11 protein-coding genes are annotated in these 17,957 nt (G+C 72.6%); all 11 read left to right on the top strand.

All coding sequences use genetic code 11. The features are described 5' to 3' along the window. The first annotated feature begins 123 nt into the window (after positions 1–123). Positions 124–1,164, top strand: coding sequence for a 4-hydroxyphenylpyruvate dioxygenase (hppD, locus tag ACTVAJ_RS27580; protein WP_470391207.1), 1,041 nt, complete (start codon positions 124–126; stop codon positions 1,162–1,164). An 8-nt stretch (positions 1,165–1,172) separates the two neighbouring features. After that, positions 1,173–3,599 (top strand): aminotransferase class I/II-fold pyridoxal phosphate-dependent enzyme, encoded by a 2,427-nt coding sequence (locus ACTVAJ_RS27575; protein ID WP_470391206.1) that lies wholly within the window; start codon positions 1,173–1,175, stop codon positions 3,597–3,599. Next, entirely contained in the window at positions 3,596–7,084 is a 3,489-nt protein-coding gene (locus ACTVAJ_RS27570; protein ID WP_470391205.1) for a non-ribosomal peptide synthetase, read from the top strand. Before ACTVAJ_RS27575 ends, ACTVAJ_RS27570 begins: the two co-directional genes overlap by 4 nt. A 32-nt stretch (positions 7,085–7,116) precedes the next feature. Continuing rightward, a complete protein-coding gene (locus tag ACTVAJ_RS27565; RefSeq protein ID WP_470391204.1) occupies positions 7,117–10,284 on the top strand; it encodes a non-ribosomal peptide synthetase in 3,168 nt (1,055 codons plus the stop codon). Further along, a complete protein-coding gene (locus tag ACTVAJ_RS27560; protein ID WP_470391203.1) occupies positions 10,281–11,819 on the top strand; it encodes a lyase family protein in 1,539 nt (512 codons plus the stop codon). The genes ACTVAJ_RS27565 and ACTVAJ_RS27560 overlap by 4 nt, the downstream gene beginning before the upstream one ends. Then, positions 11,816–12,736, top strand: a complete 921-nt coding sequence (locus ACTVAJ_RS27555) for a GHMP family kinase ATP-binding protein (protein WP_470391202.1) — start codon at positions 11,816–11,818, stop codon at positions 12,734–12,736. The genes ACTVAJ_RS27560 and ACTVAJ_RS27555 overlap by 4 nt, the downstream gene beginning before the upstream one ends. Next, entirely contained in the window at positions 12,733–15,000 is a 2,268-nt protein-coding gene (locus ACTVAJ_RS27550; RefSeq protein WP_470391201.1) for a pyridoxal-phosphate dependent enzyme, read from the top strand. Before ACTVAJ_RS27555 ends, ACTVAJ_RS27550 begins: the two co-directional genes overlap by 4 nt. Positions 15,001–15,005: 5 nt before the next feature. Continuing rightward, positions 15,006–16,034, top strand: coding sequence for a GntG family PLP-dependent aldolase (locus tag ACTVAJ_RS27545; RefSeq protein ID WP_470391219.1), 1,029 nt, complete (start codon positions 15,006–15,008; stop codon positions 16,032–16,034). Between the two features lie 81 nt (positions 16,035–16,115). Next, on the top strand, positions 16,116–16,730 hold the full coding sequence (locus ACTVAJ_RS27540; protein ID WP_470391200.1) for a class I SAM-dependent methyltransferase: 615 nt from the start codon (positions 16,116–16,118) through the stop codon (positions 16,728–16,730). Between the two features lie 18 nt (positions 16,731–16,748). After that, positions 16,749–17,708 (top strand): TauD/TfdA family dioxygenase, encoded by a 960-nt coding sequence (locus ACTVAJ_RS27535; RefSeq protein ID WP_470391199.1) that lies wholly within the window; start codon positions 16,749–16,751, stop codon positions 17,706–17,708. Between the two features lie 72 nt (positions 17,709–17,780). Then, positions 17,781–17,921: a hypothetical protein gene (locus ACTVAJ_RS27530; RefSeq protein WP_470391198.1), complete on the top strand. Its 141-nt coding sequence runs from the start codon at positions 17,781–17,783 to the stop codon at positions 17,919–17,921. The last annotated feature ends 36 nt before the right edge of the window (positions 17,922–17,957 follow it).

The raw sequence follows: 17,957 nt of genomic DNA, 5'->3' as shown, positions 1-17,957 counted from the left end.
TTGACGAAGGATTGCACCATGTCGCATGATGACTTCTGTCATAAAAAAATTGACTTGAGTTAATTTATTGACAACCAGTTTGGCCCCCTCCCTCAGGACGACTCCACGGAAGGAAGAAGGCCCATGACGGTCGAGGACATGCCCTATCTGGAGATCTATGTGGACGACGGGCCGGCAGCCGTCGACTACTTCACGTCGGTGTTCGGGTTCGCCACCGAAGCCGTGGCCGGACCCGAGACCGGACTCGCCGACCGCCGGGCCACGGCCCTGCGGACCGCTGACGTCCACCTCGTCATCACCACGCCCGTCGACGGAGCCGGGCCGGTCGCCGATCACCTCGCCGTCCACGGCGACGGTGTGGCCGACGTCGCCTTCACCGCGGCCGACGTTCGGGCCGCGCACGGCCGCGCCGTCGAGGCGGGCCTGCGGTCGCTGACCGAGCCGGGGGGCGACGGGCGGGACCGCCCCCGGCCCGCCGTGGCGGGCTTCGGGGGCCTGGTCCACAGCCTGGTGCCGGCCGGAGTCACGCTCCCCGCCTATCCGTGGCGGCCCGCGCCCTCCAGCGGGAGCCCCTCCCCGGACGTCCGCGGGATCGACCACCTGGCCGTCTGTCTGGAGGCGGGCACCCTTCACGACACCGTGGACACGTACGGGAGGGCCTTCGGCCTGGAGTACTACTCCTCCGAGTACATCAGCGTGGGCGAGCAGGCCATGGACTCCATTGTGGTCCGCGACCCCTCCGGCCGGATCACGTTCACCATGATCGAGCCGGACACCGACCGCAAGCCGGGGCAGATCGACCGGTTCCTGGACCGCAACGCCGGCAGCGGCGTGCAGCACGTCGCCTTCCTCGTCGACGACATCGTCTCGACGGTGGAGGGGGCGCGCGAACGGGGCGGGGAGTTCCTGAACACTCCGGACACCTACTACGACGCCCTGAGCGAGCGTCTCCCGGGGCTGGCCGGCCACATCGACGGCCTGCGAGCCACCCGGGTCCTTGCGGACCAGGACGAGTGGGGCTACCTGTTGCAGATCTTCACCCGCTCGCCGCACCCCCGCGACAGCCTCTTCTACGAGCTCATCCAGCGCAACGACGCGCGGGGCTTCGGCAGCGCGAACATCCGTGCCCTGTACGAGGCGGTCGAGCGGGCCAAGGAGTTCTGAGGGACGCCATGGGAGTCGCACACGGAGAACCGAGCACACGCGCGGGCGCACCGCTCACCCTGGCCGAGGTCCGTGACCGGGCCGCCGTTGCCCTGCCCCGGGGCGTCTGGGACTTCATCGAGGGCGGGGCGGGCGAGGAGAGCACCCTGAGGGAGAACACCGAGGCGTTCTCCCGGGTACGGATGGCACCGTCCGTCCTCACCGGGGTCATCGATCCGGACCCCTCGGTGGAGGTGTTCGGACAGCAGTGGACCGCTCCGGTCGGGGTCGCCCCGATGGCCTACCACACCATGGTGCACCCGGAGGGGGAGGCCGCCACCGTCCGGGCCGCAGGGGACCGCGGACTCCCCGTGGTCGTCGGCATGTTCTCGGGCCGACGCCTGGAGGAGCTCGCCGGACTCACCCGGGCCCCGTTGTGGCTTCAGCTGTACGTCCTGTCCGACCCGGAGGTGACGTTCGAGGTCGCCGAGCGCGCGGCCGCACTCGGTTTCGGTGCGCTGGTGCTGACCGCGGACACTCCCCGGCTGGGCCGACGGCTACGTGACCTGCGCAACGGATTCCGCCTGCCCCCGGGGTGCACTCCTGTCAACCTGCCCGGCGCGGGGGACGGGTACGCGGACCCCGCTCGGCACAGTGTCACCGGGATGCACGCGGGCCTGGACTGGTCGTTCCTGGAACGCCTCAAAGCCCGTGTGCCGCTGCCCCTCGTGGTCAAGGGCGTCCTCAGCCAGCGGGACGCCCGCCTGGCCCGCGACCACGGGGCTGACGCCGTGCTGGTCTCCAACCACGGCGGACGCCAACTCGACGGGGTCCGCACCGGCCTGGACGCCCTCCCCGAAGTCGCGGACGCGGTCGGCGGGGACCTGGCCGTGTTCCTGGACGGCGGGGTGCGCCGGGGCCGCGACATCATGGCGGCGCTGACCCGTGGGGCCGAGGCGGTCTTCCTCGGCCGCCCCGTCCTGCACGGGCTCGCCACCGGGGGAGAGGAGGGGGTCTCGACGGTTCTGGACCTGTTGGCCGCGGAGTTCGAGGACGCCATGCTCCTCACCGGGCGGGCCCGGGCGCGCGACCTCCCGCCGCACGCGTCTGCTCCACCGCGCGGCTCCGACGGCCGGGTGACCCTGGCCGCGGGCGACCTCCACGGGAGCGTCACCGACCCCCTGCTCGACACCATGAACTTCCTCAACGAGATCACCCAGCGTTACCCGGACGCGATCTCGTTCGGTCCCGGCCGCCCCCACGAGGACTTCTTCGACACAGAAAGGCTCTTCGACCACCTGCGTGCCTTCATCGACGGCCTTCGGGAGAAGGGGTGCGATGAGGCCGCCGTGCGTACCCGCCTGTTCCAGTACGGACCCACCGCCGGGATGATCCGTGAACGGATCAGCGCGATGCTGGCCCGAGACGAAGGGGTGACGGCGCCCCCGGAGTCCGTCGTCGTCACCGTGGGCTGCCAGGAGGCGGTCTTCCTCGTCCTGCGCGCCCTCTTCCCCGACCGGCGGCACGTGCTGTTCGTCCCCGAGCACTGCTACGTCGGGATCACCGGTGCCGCGCGGCTGCTCGACCTGACCGTCGTCGGGATCCGGGAACGTCACGGCTCCCTGGACGCAGACGACCTCCGCCGCGCCGCCGCCCGGGAACGGGCCAACGGGCGCGTCCCCCGTGCCTGTTACGTCGTGCCCGACGCCGCCAACCCCACAGGGGCCACGATGTCCCGGGAACAGCGCGAGGAACTCCTGGCCGCGGCCCGGGAATCGGGACTCCTGCTCATCGAGGACAGTCCCTACCGACTGCTCACCCCGGGTGAGCGCCCTCCCAGTCTCAAGGCCCTGGACACGGGGGAGCACGTCATCCAGGTCGGCTCCTTCGCCAAGACGGCGTTCCCCGGAGCCCGGGTCGGCTACGCCGTCGCCGACCAGCGTGTGCTCGACGACGACGGCGGTGTCCACCTGCTCGCCGACGATCTGGCCCGGGTCAAGAGCATGGTCACGGTGAACACCCCCGCCATCGCCCAGGCGGTGATCGGCGGATGGCTCGCGGAGGCCGGGGACCGGTTGGAGGAGGCGACCCTCCCCTTGGCCGACCACTACGGCAAGGCGATGCGACACCTGCGCGGAGCCCTCGACCGCCATCTGCCCCAACCGTGGCGCACCCGGGCCGGGGTCTCCTGGAACCGGCCCGACGGCGGATTCTTCTTGGCCCTGGGGCTTCCGGTACCCGCCGACGACGCCCTGCTGGCCCGCTCGGCCGAGCGATACGGAGTGATCTGGACCCCCATGCGCTACTTCCGGGTCGGGGAGGCGGACCCCGCCGCGGCCCGATCGATACGCCTCTCGTGCAGTTACCTGTCGCTGGAGGAGATCGACGAGGGGGTGGCGCGGCTCTCCGCCCTCATCCGCGACCTGGTCGACGAGCACGAGGAGAGCAGACCATGACCCACGCGGACATCCGCACGGCTTCGTCCTCCCTCCCGACCGGGCCGGACACCCGCGAGGAACAGTGGATCGCGGCGATGGCCTCCCCCGACCCCCGACTGCGCACGGCCTCCTTCGCGGTCGGCGTCCAGGGTCCCCTCGACGCGGACCTCCTGTGCCTGCGCGCCGCGGAGATGATCGGCCACCATCCCGAACTCGCCGACCGCCACGTGCTCGACGGTGCCGCCGTGGTGCGCCGAACCCGGCCGGACGCCCGGATCCGGTTCGCCTCCGTCTCGGCCGCCGACACGGAGGAGCTGGGCCGGCTGGTGGAGAACGGGGCACGGTCCCCACTGCCGCCCGACGGCGCCACCTCGGTCCACGTCCTCCTCGTGAGCCGGGGCGCTCTCCACCACGTACTGCTGCTCACGGCGCACCGGTCGGTGTGCGACACCTGGGACCTGGCCGCCCTCGCCGGGGAACTGATTCCGGGTGGCGACCCGCTGCGGCAGCCGGTCGCGGTACCCCTGCGGACCACCGCGAGAGCGGGGAAGACGGTACCGGACATCGATCGCGGCACCGCCTTCCCCGGCGCCGCGACGGCTCCGCGACGATGCCCTGACGGACTGTCGCGCCGCCCCGTGGACCCGGGGCTCACCGCGGCACTGACCGCGTTCGCCCAGCGCACCGGCACCGGAACCGACGCCGTCCTGACCGGAGCCCTGCGCGTCCTGTTGTGGCGCCACACCGGGGACGACGACCCGACCCTCTGGCACCCGCCCGGGGCCGACGGTCCCGGGCGGGTGGCCCGCACCCGACCGGTCGCCACCCGCAACCCGGTGACCGCCCATCCCTCCTTCGAGGACCTGGTGCGCGCGGAGGCCGCCGCGGTGCCGCTCCGGGCATCCGGACCGGCGGCCCGCCCCGCCGCCCCCGGGGTCCCGGCCTACGCCTACGGTGCGCTGGAGGAGCGTACCGCCACCGCCGACGGGCTCCGGTGCTCGCGCCGCCCCGTCTCCGGAACGGGCGACGCGGAACTCGGGCTGACGTCCGTGCGCCACGAGGGCGGGTACGCCCTGGAATGGTCCTACGACCGCGACGTCTTCCCCGACGATCTCGCTGTACGACTGGCCGAACGCTACGAGGTGCTCCTGACCGGCGCCCTGGCGGACCCGGGCACCCGGCCGGAGGACCTGCCGGTCCTGACCGACGACGACCTGGACCGGGTGCGGACCGACGCCACCGCGGACTCTCCCCCGCCCCCACTGGCCGAACTCTTCGCCCGCACCGCAGCGCGGTTCCCCGACGAGCCCGCCCTCCAGCAGGGGGACCGCACCCTCACCTATGCCGAGACCGACGCCCTGAGCGCACGGATCGCCGCCGGGCTGGCGGTCATGGGCTGCGGCCCCGAGACCCGGGTGGCGCTGTACCTGGACCGGACCCCCGAACTGCCCGCCGCCATGCTCGGCGTCCTGCGCGCCGGAGGCTGCTGCGTCCCCCTGGACCCCGACCACCCCCGGGAACGGATCACCCACGCTCTCACCGACAGTGGAGCCCGGCTGCTGCTGACCTCCGACGGCGCGGCACCGCCGCCCGGTACCCGAGCACGCGTCCTCACCCTCTCCGAGGTGATCGAGGCCGGTGGGGGCGCCCCGCCCGCCGAGCCACCGCCTCCGCACCCGGACCGACTCGCCTACGTGCTGTACACCTCCGGATCCACGGGCCGACCCAAGGGGGTGATGGTCGGTCACGGTGCCCTGGCCAACTGTTTGGAGGCGACCCGGCGCGCGCTGGCGCCCGTACCCGGGGACCGGTTCCTGGCGGTGACCACCGTCGGCTTCGACATCATGCTCCTGGAGATGTTCCTGCCCCTGGTCAGCGGTGGATCGACCGTCCTGGCCCCGGCAGGAGGGGCCCGCTCGGGCGAGGAGGCGGCCGCGCTGCTGTGCCGCTGGAGACCGCGCTTCCTGCACGCCACCCCCGCCCTGTGGGAGATGCTCCTCCTCGCGGGCTGGGAGGGTGACCCGGGGCTGGTCGCCCTGTGCGGGGGCGACGTGGTCAGTGCCCGGCTGGGCGCCCGCCTGGCTGCGGTCACCGACCGGGTGTGGCACCTGTACGGGCCGACCGAGACCACCATGTACGCGGTCTCCCAGATCCTCGACCCGGGGCGGCGAAGCGCGGTCCTCCCCATCGGAACGGCGATCGACGGCGCCCGGGTGCGCGTCCTGGACCGCCGGATGCGTCCCGTCCCGCCCGGTGTCGTCGGGGAGGTCTTCATCGGCGGCCACTGCCTCTCCCGCGGATACGTCGGACGCCCCGGCGTCACGGCCGATCGGTTCGTCCCCGACCCCGATGTCCCGGGCGCCCGCCTTTACCGCACCGGCGACCTCGCCCGCGCGCTGCCGGACGGCTCGCTCGAACTTCACGGCCGCAACGACCGCCAGGTCAAGATCCGCGGCCATCGTGTCGAACCGGGCGAGGTCGAGCACGTGCTCACCGGCCACCCGGACGTGGCTGGGGCGGTCGTGGTCGCCGTGCCGCAGGACGGCGGCAAACAGCTTGTCGCCTTCGTGGAACTCCGAGACCGCTCGCTCCCGCCCGAGGCCCGCCGGAGGCTCGCCGCGGACCTGCGCCGCCACACGGAGGCCCGCCTGCCCCGAGCCATGGCCCCCGCCCGTTACGGCGTCCTGCCCCGGCTGCCTGTGACCCCCAACGGCAAGGTGGACCGGGTCCGTGTCGAGGCACTGCGTCCGCGCGGCGCCCGTGCCGGGAGGCCGGAGCCGAGCCCGGACGAGGCCCGGGTCCTGGCCGCCCTGGAGGCGTCCGGGTGGGCCCCGGACGACCCCGACACCTCCTCCGGCGACCACCGCGCCACGCTCGTCGCCGCGGCCAGGCTGAGTCTCGACCTCGGCGTCGAGGTCGCACCGGCGACGGTGCGCGCGGCGGGAACGGCCCCCGCCCTGGCCGCGGCCCTGGCCCGGTGGACCGTGGCGGCACCGCGCCCCGACCTCTGCCGGCTCCATCCGGACCGCCGTGACGGCACATTGCCCCCTCTGGTGATCGCCACCGCGGCCGAGATCTGGGACGCGGTGGTGCCCGGGCTGGAACCGGACCGCCCGGTCCTGTACCTGGACACCCGTGCCCCGGTGCCGGAGGCGGCCGCCGCCCTGGCCGCGCTCCGCGTGCCGGCGGCCCCCGTCATCGCCGCCGCCGGGGAGGAAGCCCCCTACGCCCTGGCCCTGGCCCTGGAGCTCGAGCGGGCGTGGAGCCACCGACCGCGCCTGCTGCTCGTACGGCCGGGCCCGCCGAGCCCCGACCCGGCGGGGGAACCCGGCCACGGACTGGTCGTCGACCGGGTCCGGACCGGATCCGACGACGCCGCCGTCACCGACGCATGGCACTCCCGCGCAGGGGGGAGCGCCATGATCGTCCCGGACGAGGGGGGACACCCCTTCACCGGTCTCGATGCCGCCAGGATCGCAGCCGTCGTCGCGGCCCTGTACTAGCAACCTCCACCACAGACGACAGGGAGTTCGACATGGGGAAGACCGGACGGACGGTGGACGCGGCACCGCCCGGGGGCAACGCTCCGCCCGTACCCGCCGTGGGGGCGGCCGACGCCCCCTTCACCGCGCCGCCGCCCTGGCGCCGGTCCGGGTGCACGGCGCAGCGGGCGATCTGCCTGCGGTCCCTGCCCCTGCCCGACGGGTTGCCCGAGCGATTGACGGCGACCGCGGACGACCTGGGGGTCTCACCCCGGGCCCTGCTCCTGGCGGCGCAGGCCCGGGTCGTGTCCGCGCTGACCGGGGAGCGGACGGTCGTGGTCGGTGCGCGCGGCCTGCCGCCCTGCCGCCTCGACGTCGCCGACGCCGCCTGGGGTTCCCTGGCCCGCGAGGCCGACCGGCACCTCACGGCCGCCCGCGACCGCGGGCCGCACGTCCCGCGGGGGGAGGACGTCGACGGGCCACCGCTGTGGGTCGCCCTGGATCCTGACGGCGCCACCCTGTCGCTGACCCACCGCACCGACCTGTACGACACCGATTACGCCGACCGGGTCGCCGGGTACCACCTGGCCGCGCTCGACGCCCTCACCACCGCACCGGAGGCCCCCGCCGGTGCCGCGGCCCTGATCTCCGACGCCGAACTGGCCCTGCACCTGCACGGCCAGGCCGGAGAGCGCTTGGACCTGCCCGAACTCGGTTTCCACGAACTCTTCGAGGAACGGGCCCGAGCCACCCCCGACGCTCCCGCCCTGTGCCATGAGGGGCGTACCTGGACCTACCGCGAACTCGACCACCGGGCCAACAGCGTGGCCCACACCCTGCTGGCGGCCGGGCTCGCCAGGGAGGACATCGTCGCGGTCATCACCCCCCGGACCCTGGAATGGGTGGCCGCCGCCCTCGGCGTGTTCAAGGCCGGAGGCGCCTACCTCCCCATCGACCCGGGCTTCCCGGCGGAGCGCATCGGGCGCATCCTGGAGATCAGCGGTGCCCGTCACGCTCTGACCACCGAGGAGGGCGACCTCCCCGTGCCCGTGGTCCTGCGCCTGGACGAGGCCGCCGCGTGTGCCCGACCCGACTCGCCCGGGCTCGCCGTCCGGCCCGACCAGCTCGCCTACCTCTACTTCACGTCGGGTTCCACGGGCAGCCCCAAGGGTGTGATGTGCGAACACGCGGGCATGGTCAACCACCTGCTCGCGAAGATCCGCGACCTGGAGATCGACCGCACCTCGGTGGTCGTCCAGAGCGCCTCCCAGTGCTTCGACATCTCCTTGTGGCAGTTCGCCGCGCCCCTCATGGTCGGCGGGCGCTCCCTCCTGGTCGGGCAGGAGCGGATCATGGACGTGGCGGACTTCGCGGCGGCGCTCGAGGAGGGCGGGGCCACCGTCCTCCAGCTCGTGCCCAGCTACCTCGACGCCCTGCTCACCCACCTGGAGCACCGCGGCGGCGGACTCGGGGCCGTCCGGTACGTCTCCGTCACCGGGGAGGCCATCTCCAAGGAACTGGTCGGGCGCTGGTTCGCCCGCACGGACGTGCCCCTCGTCAACGCCTACGGGGCCACCGAGGCCTCCGACGACACCACGCACGAGATCATGCGCGGTGTCCCGGCCTCCGCCTCCGTCCCGATCGGCCGCCCCGTCCACAACGTCAGGGTCTACGTGCTCGACGAGGACCTGGCCCTGGTGCCGCTGGGCGCGCCCGGGCAGATCGCCTTCTCCGGCGTGGCGGTCGGACGCGGATACGTCAACGACCCCGAGCGCACGCGCACGGTCTTCGTGGAGGACCCCTACCTGCCCGGTCAGCGCCTCTACCTGACCGGTGACTACGGGCGCTGGTCGGCTGACGGGCACTTGGAGTTCTTGGGCCGCCGCGACCAGCAGGTCAAGATCCGGGGCTTCCGTGTCGAGATCGGCGAGATCGAGGAGCGGCTGCGCCGGATGCCCGGTGTACGCGACGCCGCCGTGGTGGTGGAGCACACCGGGGAGCGCACCAAGAACCTGGCGGCCTTCTACGCCTCCGACGAACTCCTGCCGATCCCGGACCTGGAGGGCTTCCTGGGGGCCGTGCTGCCCCGGTACATGGTCCCCAGCCACTTCCACCGGCTCGATCCCCTGCCGCTGACCGAGAACGGCAAGACCGACCGCAAGGCACTGGCCGCCCTGGCCGGGGCGCTCGGGCACGAGACGGGCACCCACGTGGCCCCCGGAACACCGGTGGAGCGGCAGCTGGCCGACGCCTGGGCCGAAGTCCTGGGCGTCGCCCCCGAGCGGATCGGACGCGACAGCGACTTCTTCCGGCTGGGCGGCAGCTCGCTGGAGGCGGTCCGCCTGGTGGTGCGTCTGGAGCGCCGCATCTCCTTGACCGACGTCGTCGGTTCCCCCGTGCTGGCGGACATGGCCGCTCACCTGGACGCGGGCGGCGGGACGGACGACCGGGTGCTCCACCGCCTGAGCACGGGTCGGGCAGGGGCCGTGGCCACCTTGGTCTGCCTGCCGCCGGCGGCGGGCAACGCGGTCAACTTCCGCCCGCTCGCCCGCGCCCTGGAGGACGCGGGGCTGGCCGTCCACGGGGTCGAACCGCCCGGTCACGACCTCAGACGGGGCGGGCAGGACCTGGCTTCCCTGGAGGAGTTGGCTCGCCGCACGGTGCGGGAGCTGGACCGCCTGGTCCGGGGGCCGGTCGTGCTCTACGGTCACGGCGCGGGTGCGGTCGCGGCCCTGGCCACCGCGGCCCTGCTCCAGGCTCGGGGTACCGCCCCCCGCCATGTCCTGCTGTCCGGGTGGGCGCCGTCGAGTGGCCCCGGCGAGCTGCGTGAACGGCTGCTGGACGTCGCCGGTGCCGACGACGACGAGATCCTCGACCGCCTGAGCGCCGACCTCGGGTACGTGGAGCTCGGTGCGGACCGTGCGGAGCGCGTCCGCCTGCTGGGCGCCGCCTACCGCCACGACGAGTCCGAGGCGCTCCGGTACCTGTTGGACTCCCTCGACGGCGCCTCCGGTCCGCCGGTGACGTCCCCCGTCACCGTGCTGGTGCCGCGGGACGACCGGGGAGAAGGGGTGAACACCGCCGCCCTCACCGAATGGAAGCGACTGGCCGACACCGTCGCGCCGCTGGGACTGACCGCTGGCGCGCACCATTTCCGTGTCCGCCCGGAGGAGATCGCCTCCGCGATCATCTCGCTGCTCTGGGACGGTGAGGACGGATGACCCCGACGACGCATCTCGACACGGGGCCGGACACGCTCACCGGCCGGGTCGCCGCCACCCCCGCTGAGGTGGTGCGGCGTGAGGTCCTGGAGCCGCAGTTCGCCTTCGAAGCCGCCCACTACCTGCGTTTCTACGTTCTGCTGGAGAAGGTCCTGCTGCTGGAGTACACCCGTCTGGGCCTGTTGGACGACGAACAGGCGTCCCGGATCGGGCGGGTCCTGCACGGGCTCTCCGAGTCCGGGGTGAGGGGGCTCGCCCACGAGAGCATGTCGGACATCTCCTTCGCGGTGGAGCGGGCGGTGTCCCGGGACGGCTCGGGTCCGCCTCCCTCATGGCATGTGGACCGGAGCAGGAACGACCTCCAGGCGACCGCGCAGCTCCTCTACGGGCGCGAGGCCGTCGCCCGGGGCGCCGAGTCCCTCGTCCGGACCATCGCGACCCTGCACGAGCGCGTCCCCGACCTCGTGGAGCTGCCCATGCCCGGGTACACCCACCTCCAGGCCGCCCAGGTGATCAGCCCCGGGTTCCACCTCATGGCCCTGGGCGACCAGCTCCTGCGCTCCCTGAACCGGCTGGCGCAGGTCTACGACGACATGGACGCCTCCCCGCTGGGGGCCGGCGCCATGTCCGGCCAGGAACTCGCCTGGGACCGCGAGCGCATGGCGGCCCTGACCGGCTGCGCCCGCCCCCAGCCCCACGCCCTGTGCTCCGTCGCCTCCCGCCGCTGGGTGCTGGAGGTCGGGGCGGAGCTGTCCTGCCTCGGCACGGTCCTCAGTCGCTTCGTCACCGACCTGATGGCCTGGGGCGGTCAGGCGTACGGGTTCGTGGACCTGCCCGACGAGCTGTCCGGGATCTCCGCGTCCATGCCGCAGAAGAAGAACTTCCCGGTGCTGGAGCGGATCCGCGGCCGGACCGCACACCTGGCCGCCTTCCACGTCGACTTCGTGCTGGGCCAGCGCAACACCCACTTCGCCAACTCGGTCGAGGTGGGTAAGGAGGCGGGCACCCACCTTCCCGACCTCTTCGAGGCGCTCCGGTCGGCGACCGGTCTGCTGGAGACGGTGCTGTCCCGGATCGAGTTCCGGGCCGACCCCATGCGCCGTGCCTGCGAACGCGACCACCTTGGCGGGTTCTCGCTCGCCAACCGGCTCACCCTGTCCCACGGGGTGCCCTGGCGGACCGCGCAGGTCGTGGTCGGGGCCTACGTGGTGGAGGCGGGGCGCCGGGGCCTGGACCCGGTCGCCCCGGACGCCGAGGTGCTACGTTCCGTCGCCGCCGAGAAGGGGTACGACGTCGCACTGTCCGCCGACGAGCTGCGGGAGTCCTTCGACGCGGACCGCAACCTGCGTCTGCGGTCCTCCTCCGGTTCCGCCCATCCCGACGCGGTGCGCGCCCTGCTCCACGACCAGGCCGCCGAACTGACGGTGCGGTCCTCCGAGTGGGAGGGGCGCCGTGTCCGCAGGACCCGGGGGCCCCGGGAGGTCGACCGGCTCCTCGGGCTCGAGACAGCTCCCGCAGCCGGGAGCGTCCGATGAGCACGACCCTGGCACCGCGGGCGGTCACCAGCGGAGTGGGGGCCTCCTTCGGAACCTTCGGCGAACTCCTCCAGGGTTCCCTGCCCGGTGAGGGTGACTTCCTGGTCACCCTTCCCATCGCGCGCTGGTCCACCGCGCGGTTCGACGTGCTCCCGGACTCCTCCGGGCTGGAGGTCGTGCCCGCGCACAAGACCAAGTCCCTGGCGGCGGCCCGGTCCCTGATGGACGTTCTCGGAGCCGCGGTCCCGGGCCGCCTCACCGTGGACTCGGGGATTCCCGAGGGCAAGGGGCTGGCCAGCTCCTCCGCCGACCTGGTGGCGGCCCTGCGAGCGGTCTCCCACGCCCTGGGCGCGGACCTGCCCGAGGATCTCGTCGGCCGGATCCTGCGGGAGATCGAGCCGACCGACGGGGTGATGTACCCCGCAGTGGTCGCCTACCACCACCGCCGGGCCCGCCTGGCGAAGGTGCTCGGCTCCCTGCCTGAGGCGACCGTGGTCGGTCTCGACGAGGGCGGGAGCGTGGACACCGTGGCGTTCAACCGAACCCGGCGGGCGTTCACCCCTGCCGAGGAGGACGAGTACGCCGCCCTGCTCGCCCGGCTCTCGGCGGCCGTGGCCAGCGGTGAACTGGCCGACGTGGGCCGGATCGCGACCCGCAGCGCCGTGATGTACCAGGACGTCAACCCCAAACGGGCGCTCTCCAGCGTACTCCGGGTGTGCGACGAGTCCGGGGCGCTCGGTGTGGTGAACGCCCACAGCGGGACCGCGCTCGGTGTCCTGCTGGACCGCTCCGACCCCGACTACCGCGACAAGCTCACGCACGTCGCCGGTCGGCTCAGGGCCCTTGACGGCGAGGTCGCCCTCTACCGAACACTCTCGTTCCCCCCGCACCGGGGTGGAGAAGGGGGTCAACCATGATCCACGCGAGCGTGGTCGACGCGATCGGCCACACCCCCCTGGTCAGGCTCGACCTGCCCGGCCAGGCCTACGCCAAGCTGGAGATGCTCAACCTCTTCGCCATGAAGGACCGGGTGGCGCGCAACATCATCCTCTCCGCCCGGGAGCGGGGCGACCTCACGCCGGGGGCCCCGGTGGTGGAGAGCTCGTCGGGCACGATGGCCCTGGGCCTGGCCCTGGTCGGTCGGTCCCTGGGGCACCCGGTCCACATCGTGACCGACCCCCGGATCGACGCCGTCACCGCGGCCAAGCTCCGCGCCTTGGGGTGCGTGGTCCACGTGGTCGAGGAGATGGACGACCGGGGCTGGCAGGGCGCCCGTCTGCGGCGGCTGGCCGAGGTCATGGACGACCACCCCGGCGCGTTCTGGCCGCGTCAGTACAGCAACCCCGACAACCCGGCAGCCTACCGGACACTGGCCCGGGAGCTGCTTGCCGACCTGGGGACGGTGGACGTGCTCGTGGGCGCCGTCGGCAGCGGTGGATCCCTGTGCGGGACCGCGCGGGAGCTGCGACGGTCCTGCCCGGACCTGCGGGTCGTCGGCGTGGACTGCGTGGGCAGCGTGCTCTTCGGACAGCCCGACCACCCGCGCAGGCTCCAGAGCGGGTTGGGTAACAGCCTGCACCCGCCCAACCTGGATCTGTCCGTGATCGACGAGGTGCACTGGCTCAGCGACGCCGAGGCCTTCACCTCCACCCTGGAACTGGCCCGGGAACAGGGGTTGTTCGCGGGAAACACCTCCGGGTCGGTCTACCGGGTGATGCGCGAGGCGGCGCGCCGGGCGGGGGAGGGGACCCGGGTGGTCGGGGTGTTCCCCGACCGGGGCGACCGTTACGCGGACACGGTCTACGACGAGGACCACTGGGCCGAGCACGGCCTGACCTCCAGCCCCTACGCGACAGGCGAGCCCCGTCGCGCCGTCCGGGGCGAGGCCGTGCGCGCCTGGTCCTACGACACCGCTCCCAACCTGGCGCGCACTCTGGTCTTCGTCGAGTCCAACACCTCCGGGACCGGGGTGCTCGCTCTGGGCCGGGCCACGGCGCTCGGCCTGCGCCCGGTCCTGGTGACGAGCCGGCCCGAACGCTACGGCGATCTCGGGCCGACCGGGTGCGACGTGATCACCTGCGACACCAACGACGAAGTGGCGCTGCGCGCTGCCGTTCTGGGCCGGTTCCGCCCGGCCGAGCTGGCGGGGGTGATGTCCACCAGCGACTTCTACGTGCGGTCCGCCGCCCAGCTCGCCGCCTCCCTGGGGCTGCCGGGCAACCCGGTGGAGGCCGTGCGCACCTGCCGGGACAAGGCGGCGCTGCGGTTCCTCGCCAACGAGGGCGCGGTCCGCCCGGTGCGGTCGGTCCTGGTCACGGGTGCCGACGAGCTCGCCCCCGCCTTGGCCGGGATCGGACTGCCCTGCGTGCTCAAACCGGTGGATGACTCCGGTTCGTCCGGTGTCCGCCTGTGCCGCTCGAAGGAGGAGGCCATGGCGCACGCGCCCGGCCTCCTGGAGCGCACCCGCAACGGTAGGGGGCAGCCGAGCCCGGGCGCGCTCCTGGTCGAGGAGTACCTGGAAGGCATGGAGTACAGCGTCGAGATGTTCTCCGTGGACGGTGTGCACCGACTCGTCGGCGTCACCGAGAAGACGCTCACCGGCGCGCCGTACTTCGTCGAGTCGAGGCACGTCCACCCGGCACCGGTCGCCGACCGGGTCCGGGCGCAACTCGAGGCCGAGGTCCGCGGGGTGCTCGACGCGGCGGGGGTGACCACGGGGGCGACCCACACGGAGGTGCGCCTGACGGAACGGGGTCCGGCGATCGTGGAGGTCAACCTGCGCCCGGCCGGGGGGATGATCCCTGAGCTGGTCCGCGAGGCCACCGGCGTCGATCTGGTGGAGCAGCAGGTCAGGGTGTTCGCCGGACTTCCGGTCGACCTGGAGCCCGACATCGGGCGTACCGCGGGGATCCGGTTCCTCACCGTCGACCGCGAAGGCGTGCTGGACGCCGTGACGGGAGTGGGCGCGGCGCGGGCCGTCCCCGGCGTCCGGCGGGTCGCCGTGACGGCGCGTCCCGGGGAGGGCGTGCGCTCGCCCCAGGACGCCTACGACCGGCTCGGCCACGTGATCGCGGTCGGGAACGGGAGGCGGGACGTCGTGGACGCCCTCGACGAGGCCGTGGCCCGGACGTCCGTCCGGGTCACTCGGAACGGACAGGACGACGGAGGGACCCGGACGTGATCGAGATGCGCAGCGACACCTTCAGTCTGCCGACACCGGAGATGGTGGAGGCCATGACCGCCGCCCCGTTGGGCGACGACGTGTACGGCGAGGACCCGACGGTCCGCCGCCTGGAGGAGTTCACAGCCGAGTCGGTGGGGAAGCAGGCCTCCTGTTTCATGCCGAGCGGCACCATGGCCAACCTCGCGGCGCTCATGGCCCACGTGCCCAGGGGCGGTTCCGTGGTCGTGGGGGACGAGTCGGACATCTACGTGTACGAAGCGGGGGGCGCCTCGGTCTGCGGCGGGCTCGTGTACCGGCCGGTCGCCACCAGGGAGGACGGGCGGCTGGACGCCGGGGGCCTGCACGAGGCCCTGACGGTGGACCGCGACGATCCACAGTTCGCGCTTCCGGGCGTGGTGTGCCTGGAGAACACGCACAACCGGCGGGGCGGGGCGGTGCTGCCGGTGTCGTACCTGGAGGAGGTCGCGGCCCTGGCCGCCGGACACGGTGTGCCCGTACACCTCGACGGCGCACGGGTCTTCAACGCGGCCGCCGCCCTGGGGGTCCCGGTCACGGAGCTGGTGGCGCCGGTGGACTCGGTGCAGTTCTGCCTGTCCAAGGGGCTCTCCGCGCCGGTCGGCTCCATGCTGGCCGGCGACGCGGCGTTCGTGGATCGGGCCCGCCGTATCCGGAAGATGCTGGGCGGCGGCATGCGCCAGGCGGGGGTGTTGGCCGCAGCGGGGATCCTCGCGTTGACATCTGTTACGTCACGGTTGACTGTCGACCACGAGAACGCGGCTCTGTTCGCCCGTGGGCTGGAGACCGTGGACGGGGTGGAACCGGCGGCTCCCGTGCAGAGCAACATCGTCCTCTTCCGCGTCACTCATGACGATATGAACTGGAAAGACGTGGTTATAGGGGCCAGGGAGAGGGGGCTGTCGATCGGCGAACTGGGCTACGGCAGGCTGCGTGCCGTCACCTACGGAGGGATTACCCGGGGTGATGTCGAGGATGCTGTGGGGATTCTTCGAGAAACTTTGAGCGGGAGTTAGTGACAGTAGTAATTGACTGTAGTAAATTCTCGCTCCAGGGACGGCGACCACCGTTCCCCCGACCCACCGAAGGAGGTGCCCATGGACGGCGGATGCGACCGCGGTTACTCGCTCACCCCGTGCTTATGGGGAAAGGAGAGCGAACCTCTCCTCGATGAACTCGTCGACCGTTTCGACCTCTCCGGTAAGTCTGTTCTGGACGCCGGATGCGGCGAAGGCAGGAACGCGGTCAGAGTCGCCTCGGAGGGGGCGGAGGTCCTAGCCGCCGACGTCTCCGAACTGGCTTTGCGCAACGCCGTCCGGGCCTGGCCCGACGTTGAGGGAATCACCTGGAGCCATGCCGACCTCCTGGCGGAGCCCCCCGAACCCGAGGCGTTCGACGTGGTTCTGTGCGACAGCGTCCTGCACTGGATGCCCGACCGGGACGCGGTCGCCACCCTCACCGCGGCTCTCCAGCGGGCGACCAGGCCGGGCGGGTTCCACATGATCTGCTCGTTCAACGACCGCCGCCAGGAGTTCGACCACCACCTCAACCCGCCGCGCTGCGTCATCGGACACGACGACTACCTGGCGCTGTACGGGGAGGGGTGGGAGGTGCTCGCGACGGTGGACGAGGACATCGCCTCCTCCCACGCCGACGTGCCCGAACTGCACCACCACTCAGTCACCAAGTTCCTCGCCCGCCGCACGGTCTGAACACCAAGGAGCCCCCCGATGGAGGTACCACCCGTGGAGCGGACCGGCCCCGCCGAACTCTCGTTCGACGGTTCCGAGGACGCCCGGTCCTGGATCGGGCGGAACCGCGCCGACCTGTTGGGAGCCGTCACCCGCCACGGCGCCCTGCTGGTTCGGGGGTTGGGCCCGACGGACGCACAGGACGTGTCCGCGCTGTGCCGCGCCCTGTTCGGGGAAACCGTCCCGCCGCGCGAACCGTTCGCGGGCAGGGCTCCGCGGGCTCCCGGGGTCCACGGGGCCCTGGAGTGGTCCCGGTACGAGGACCTGTGCCCCCATCACGAGCAGACCTACCGCACCACCTTCCCCCGGGTGCTCGCGATCGCGTGCCTGGCCCCCGCTCCCGAGGGCGGGGCGACACTCCTGGCCGACGGCCTGGCGGTGCTCGACGCCCTGCCCACCGCCTTGGTGGACCGCTTCGAGGAGCGGGGGTGGATGCTCAGGCGCTCCTTCGGTTCCGGCCCCACGGGTCTCAGCTGGGAGGAGGTCCACGGACACCGGGACCGGGACGTGGTCACCCGCCGTCTGGAGGAACAGGGCATCGACCACACCTGGCGGCCGAACGGGAGGCTGCGCACCCGGCAGCGGGCGGACGCGACCATCACGCACCCGCTGACCGGCCGCCGCAGTTGGTTCAACCAGGCGGCCTTCCTCAACAGCCAGAGCATGGACGCGGAGATCAGGGAGATCCTGGTCGCCACCTACGGGCTCGACGACCTCCCCCTGGACACCCGCTTCGGGGACGGGGAGCCCATCCCCCCGGGCTGGGTCGAGCTCATCAACGACACCTATCGCGAACACTCCCGAACCCTGGTTCTCGGTTCGGGAGACCTCCTGCTCATCGACAACATCAGAATGGCGCACGGCCGGACGGCGTATTCCGGTGACCGAGACGCCGTCGTGAGCATGGGATTTCCGGTCCGGAGCCGATCCCCGCGCTGAAGAAGACGCATCGGCGGACCGCATCCCCGACAAGCTTCCCCCCACCCCCTTCCCTGTTTCTGGAGTTCCCCCATGAGCCGTTTCCTCATTTCCGTCCTCGTTCTCCTGTGCGCGGTGGGGATCACCGCCGCCTCGGTCTCCCCGGATCTTTGGAACACCGAGACCGCCCAGAGCGCCGCGACCACCTCCATGGGCGGCGACTGGCCCTGGTAATCCCACGCCCCCGTACCCGCGGGTTCCCGTCGACCG

It is taken from the genome of Nocardiopsis sp. KDC1DS13DA1 (genome assembly GCF_055632325.1).
This window is presented reverse-complemented; position numbering and strand designations above follow the sequence as displayed.

Coding starts and splice junctions, on each gene's coding strand:
- hppD (WP_470391207.1), top strand. CDS start 124: ATGACGGTCGAGGACATGCCCTATCTGGAGATCTATGTGGACGACGGG.
- ACTVAJ_RS27575 (WP_470391206.1), top strand. CDS start 1,173: ATGGGAGTCGCACACGGAGAACCGAGCACACGCGCGGGCGCACCGCTC.
- ACTVAJ_RS27570 (WP_470391205.1), top strand. CDS start 3,596: ATGACCCACGCGGACATCCGCACGGCTTCGTCCTCCCTCCCGACCGGG.
- ACTVAJ_RS27565 (WP_470391204.1), top strand. CDS start 7,117: ATGGGGAAGACCGGACGGACGGTGGACGCGGCACCGCCCGGGGGCAAC.
- ACTVAJ_RS27560 (WP_470391203.1), top strand. CDS start 10,281: ATGACCCCGACGACGCATCTCGACACGGGGCCGGACACGCTCACCGGC.
- ACTVAJ_RS27555 (WP_470391202.1), top strand. CDS start 11,816: ATGAGCACGACCCTGGCACCGCGGGCGGTCACCAGCGGAGTGGGGGCC.
- ACTVAJ_RS27550 (WP_470391201.1), top strand. CDS start 12,733: ATGATCCACGCGAGCGTGGTCGACGCGATCGGCCACACCCCCCTGGTC.
- ACTVAJ_RS27545 (WP_470391219.1), top strand. CDS start 15,006: ATGCGCAGCGACACCTTCAGTCTGCCGACACCGGAGATGGTGGAGGCC.
- ACTVAJ_RS27540 (WP_470391200.1), top strand. CDS start 16,116: ATGGACGGCGGATGCGACCGCGGTTACTCGCTCACCCCGTGCTTATGG.
- ACTVAJ_RS27535 (WP_470391199.1), top strand. CDS start 16,749: ATGGAGGTACCACCCGTGGAGCGGACCGGCCCCGCCGAACTCTCGTTC.
- ACTVAJ_RS27530 (WP_470391198.1), top strand. CDS start 17,781: ATGAGCCGTTTCCTCATTTCCGTCCTCGTTCTCCTGTGCGCGGTGGGG.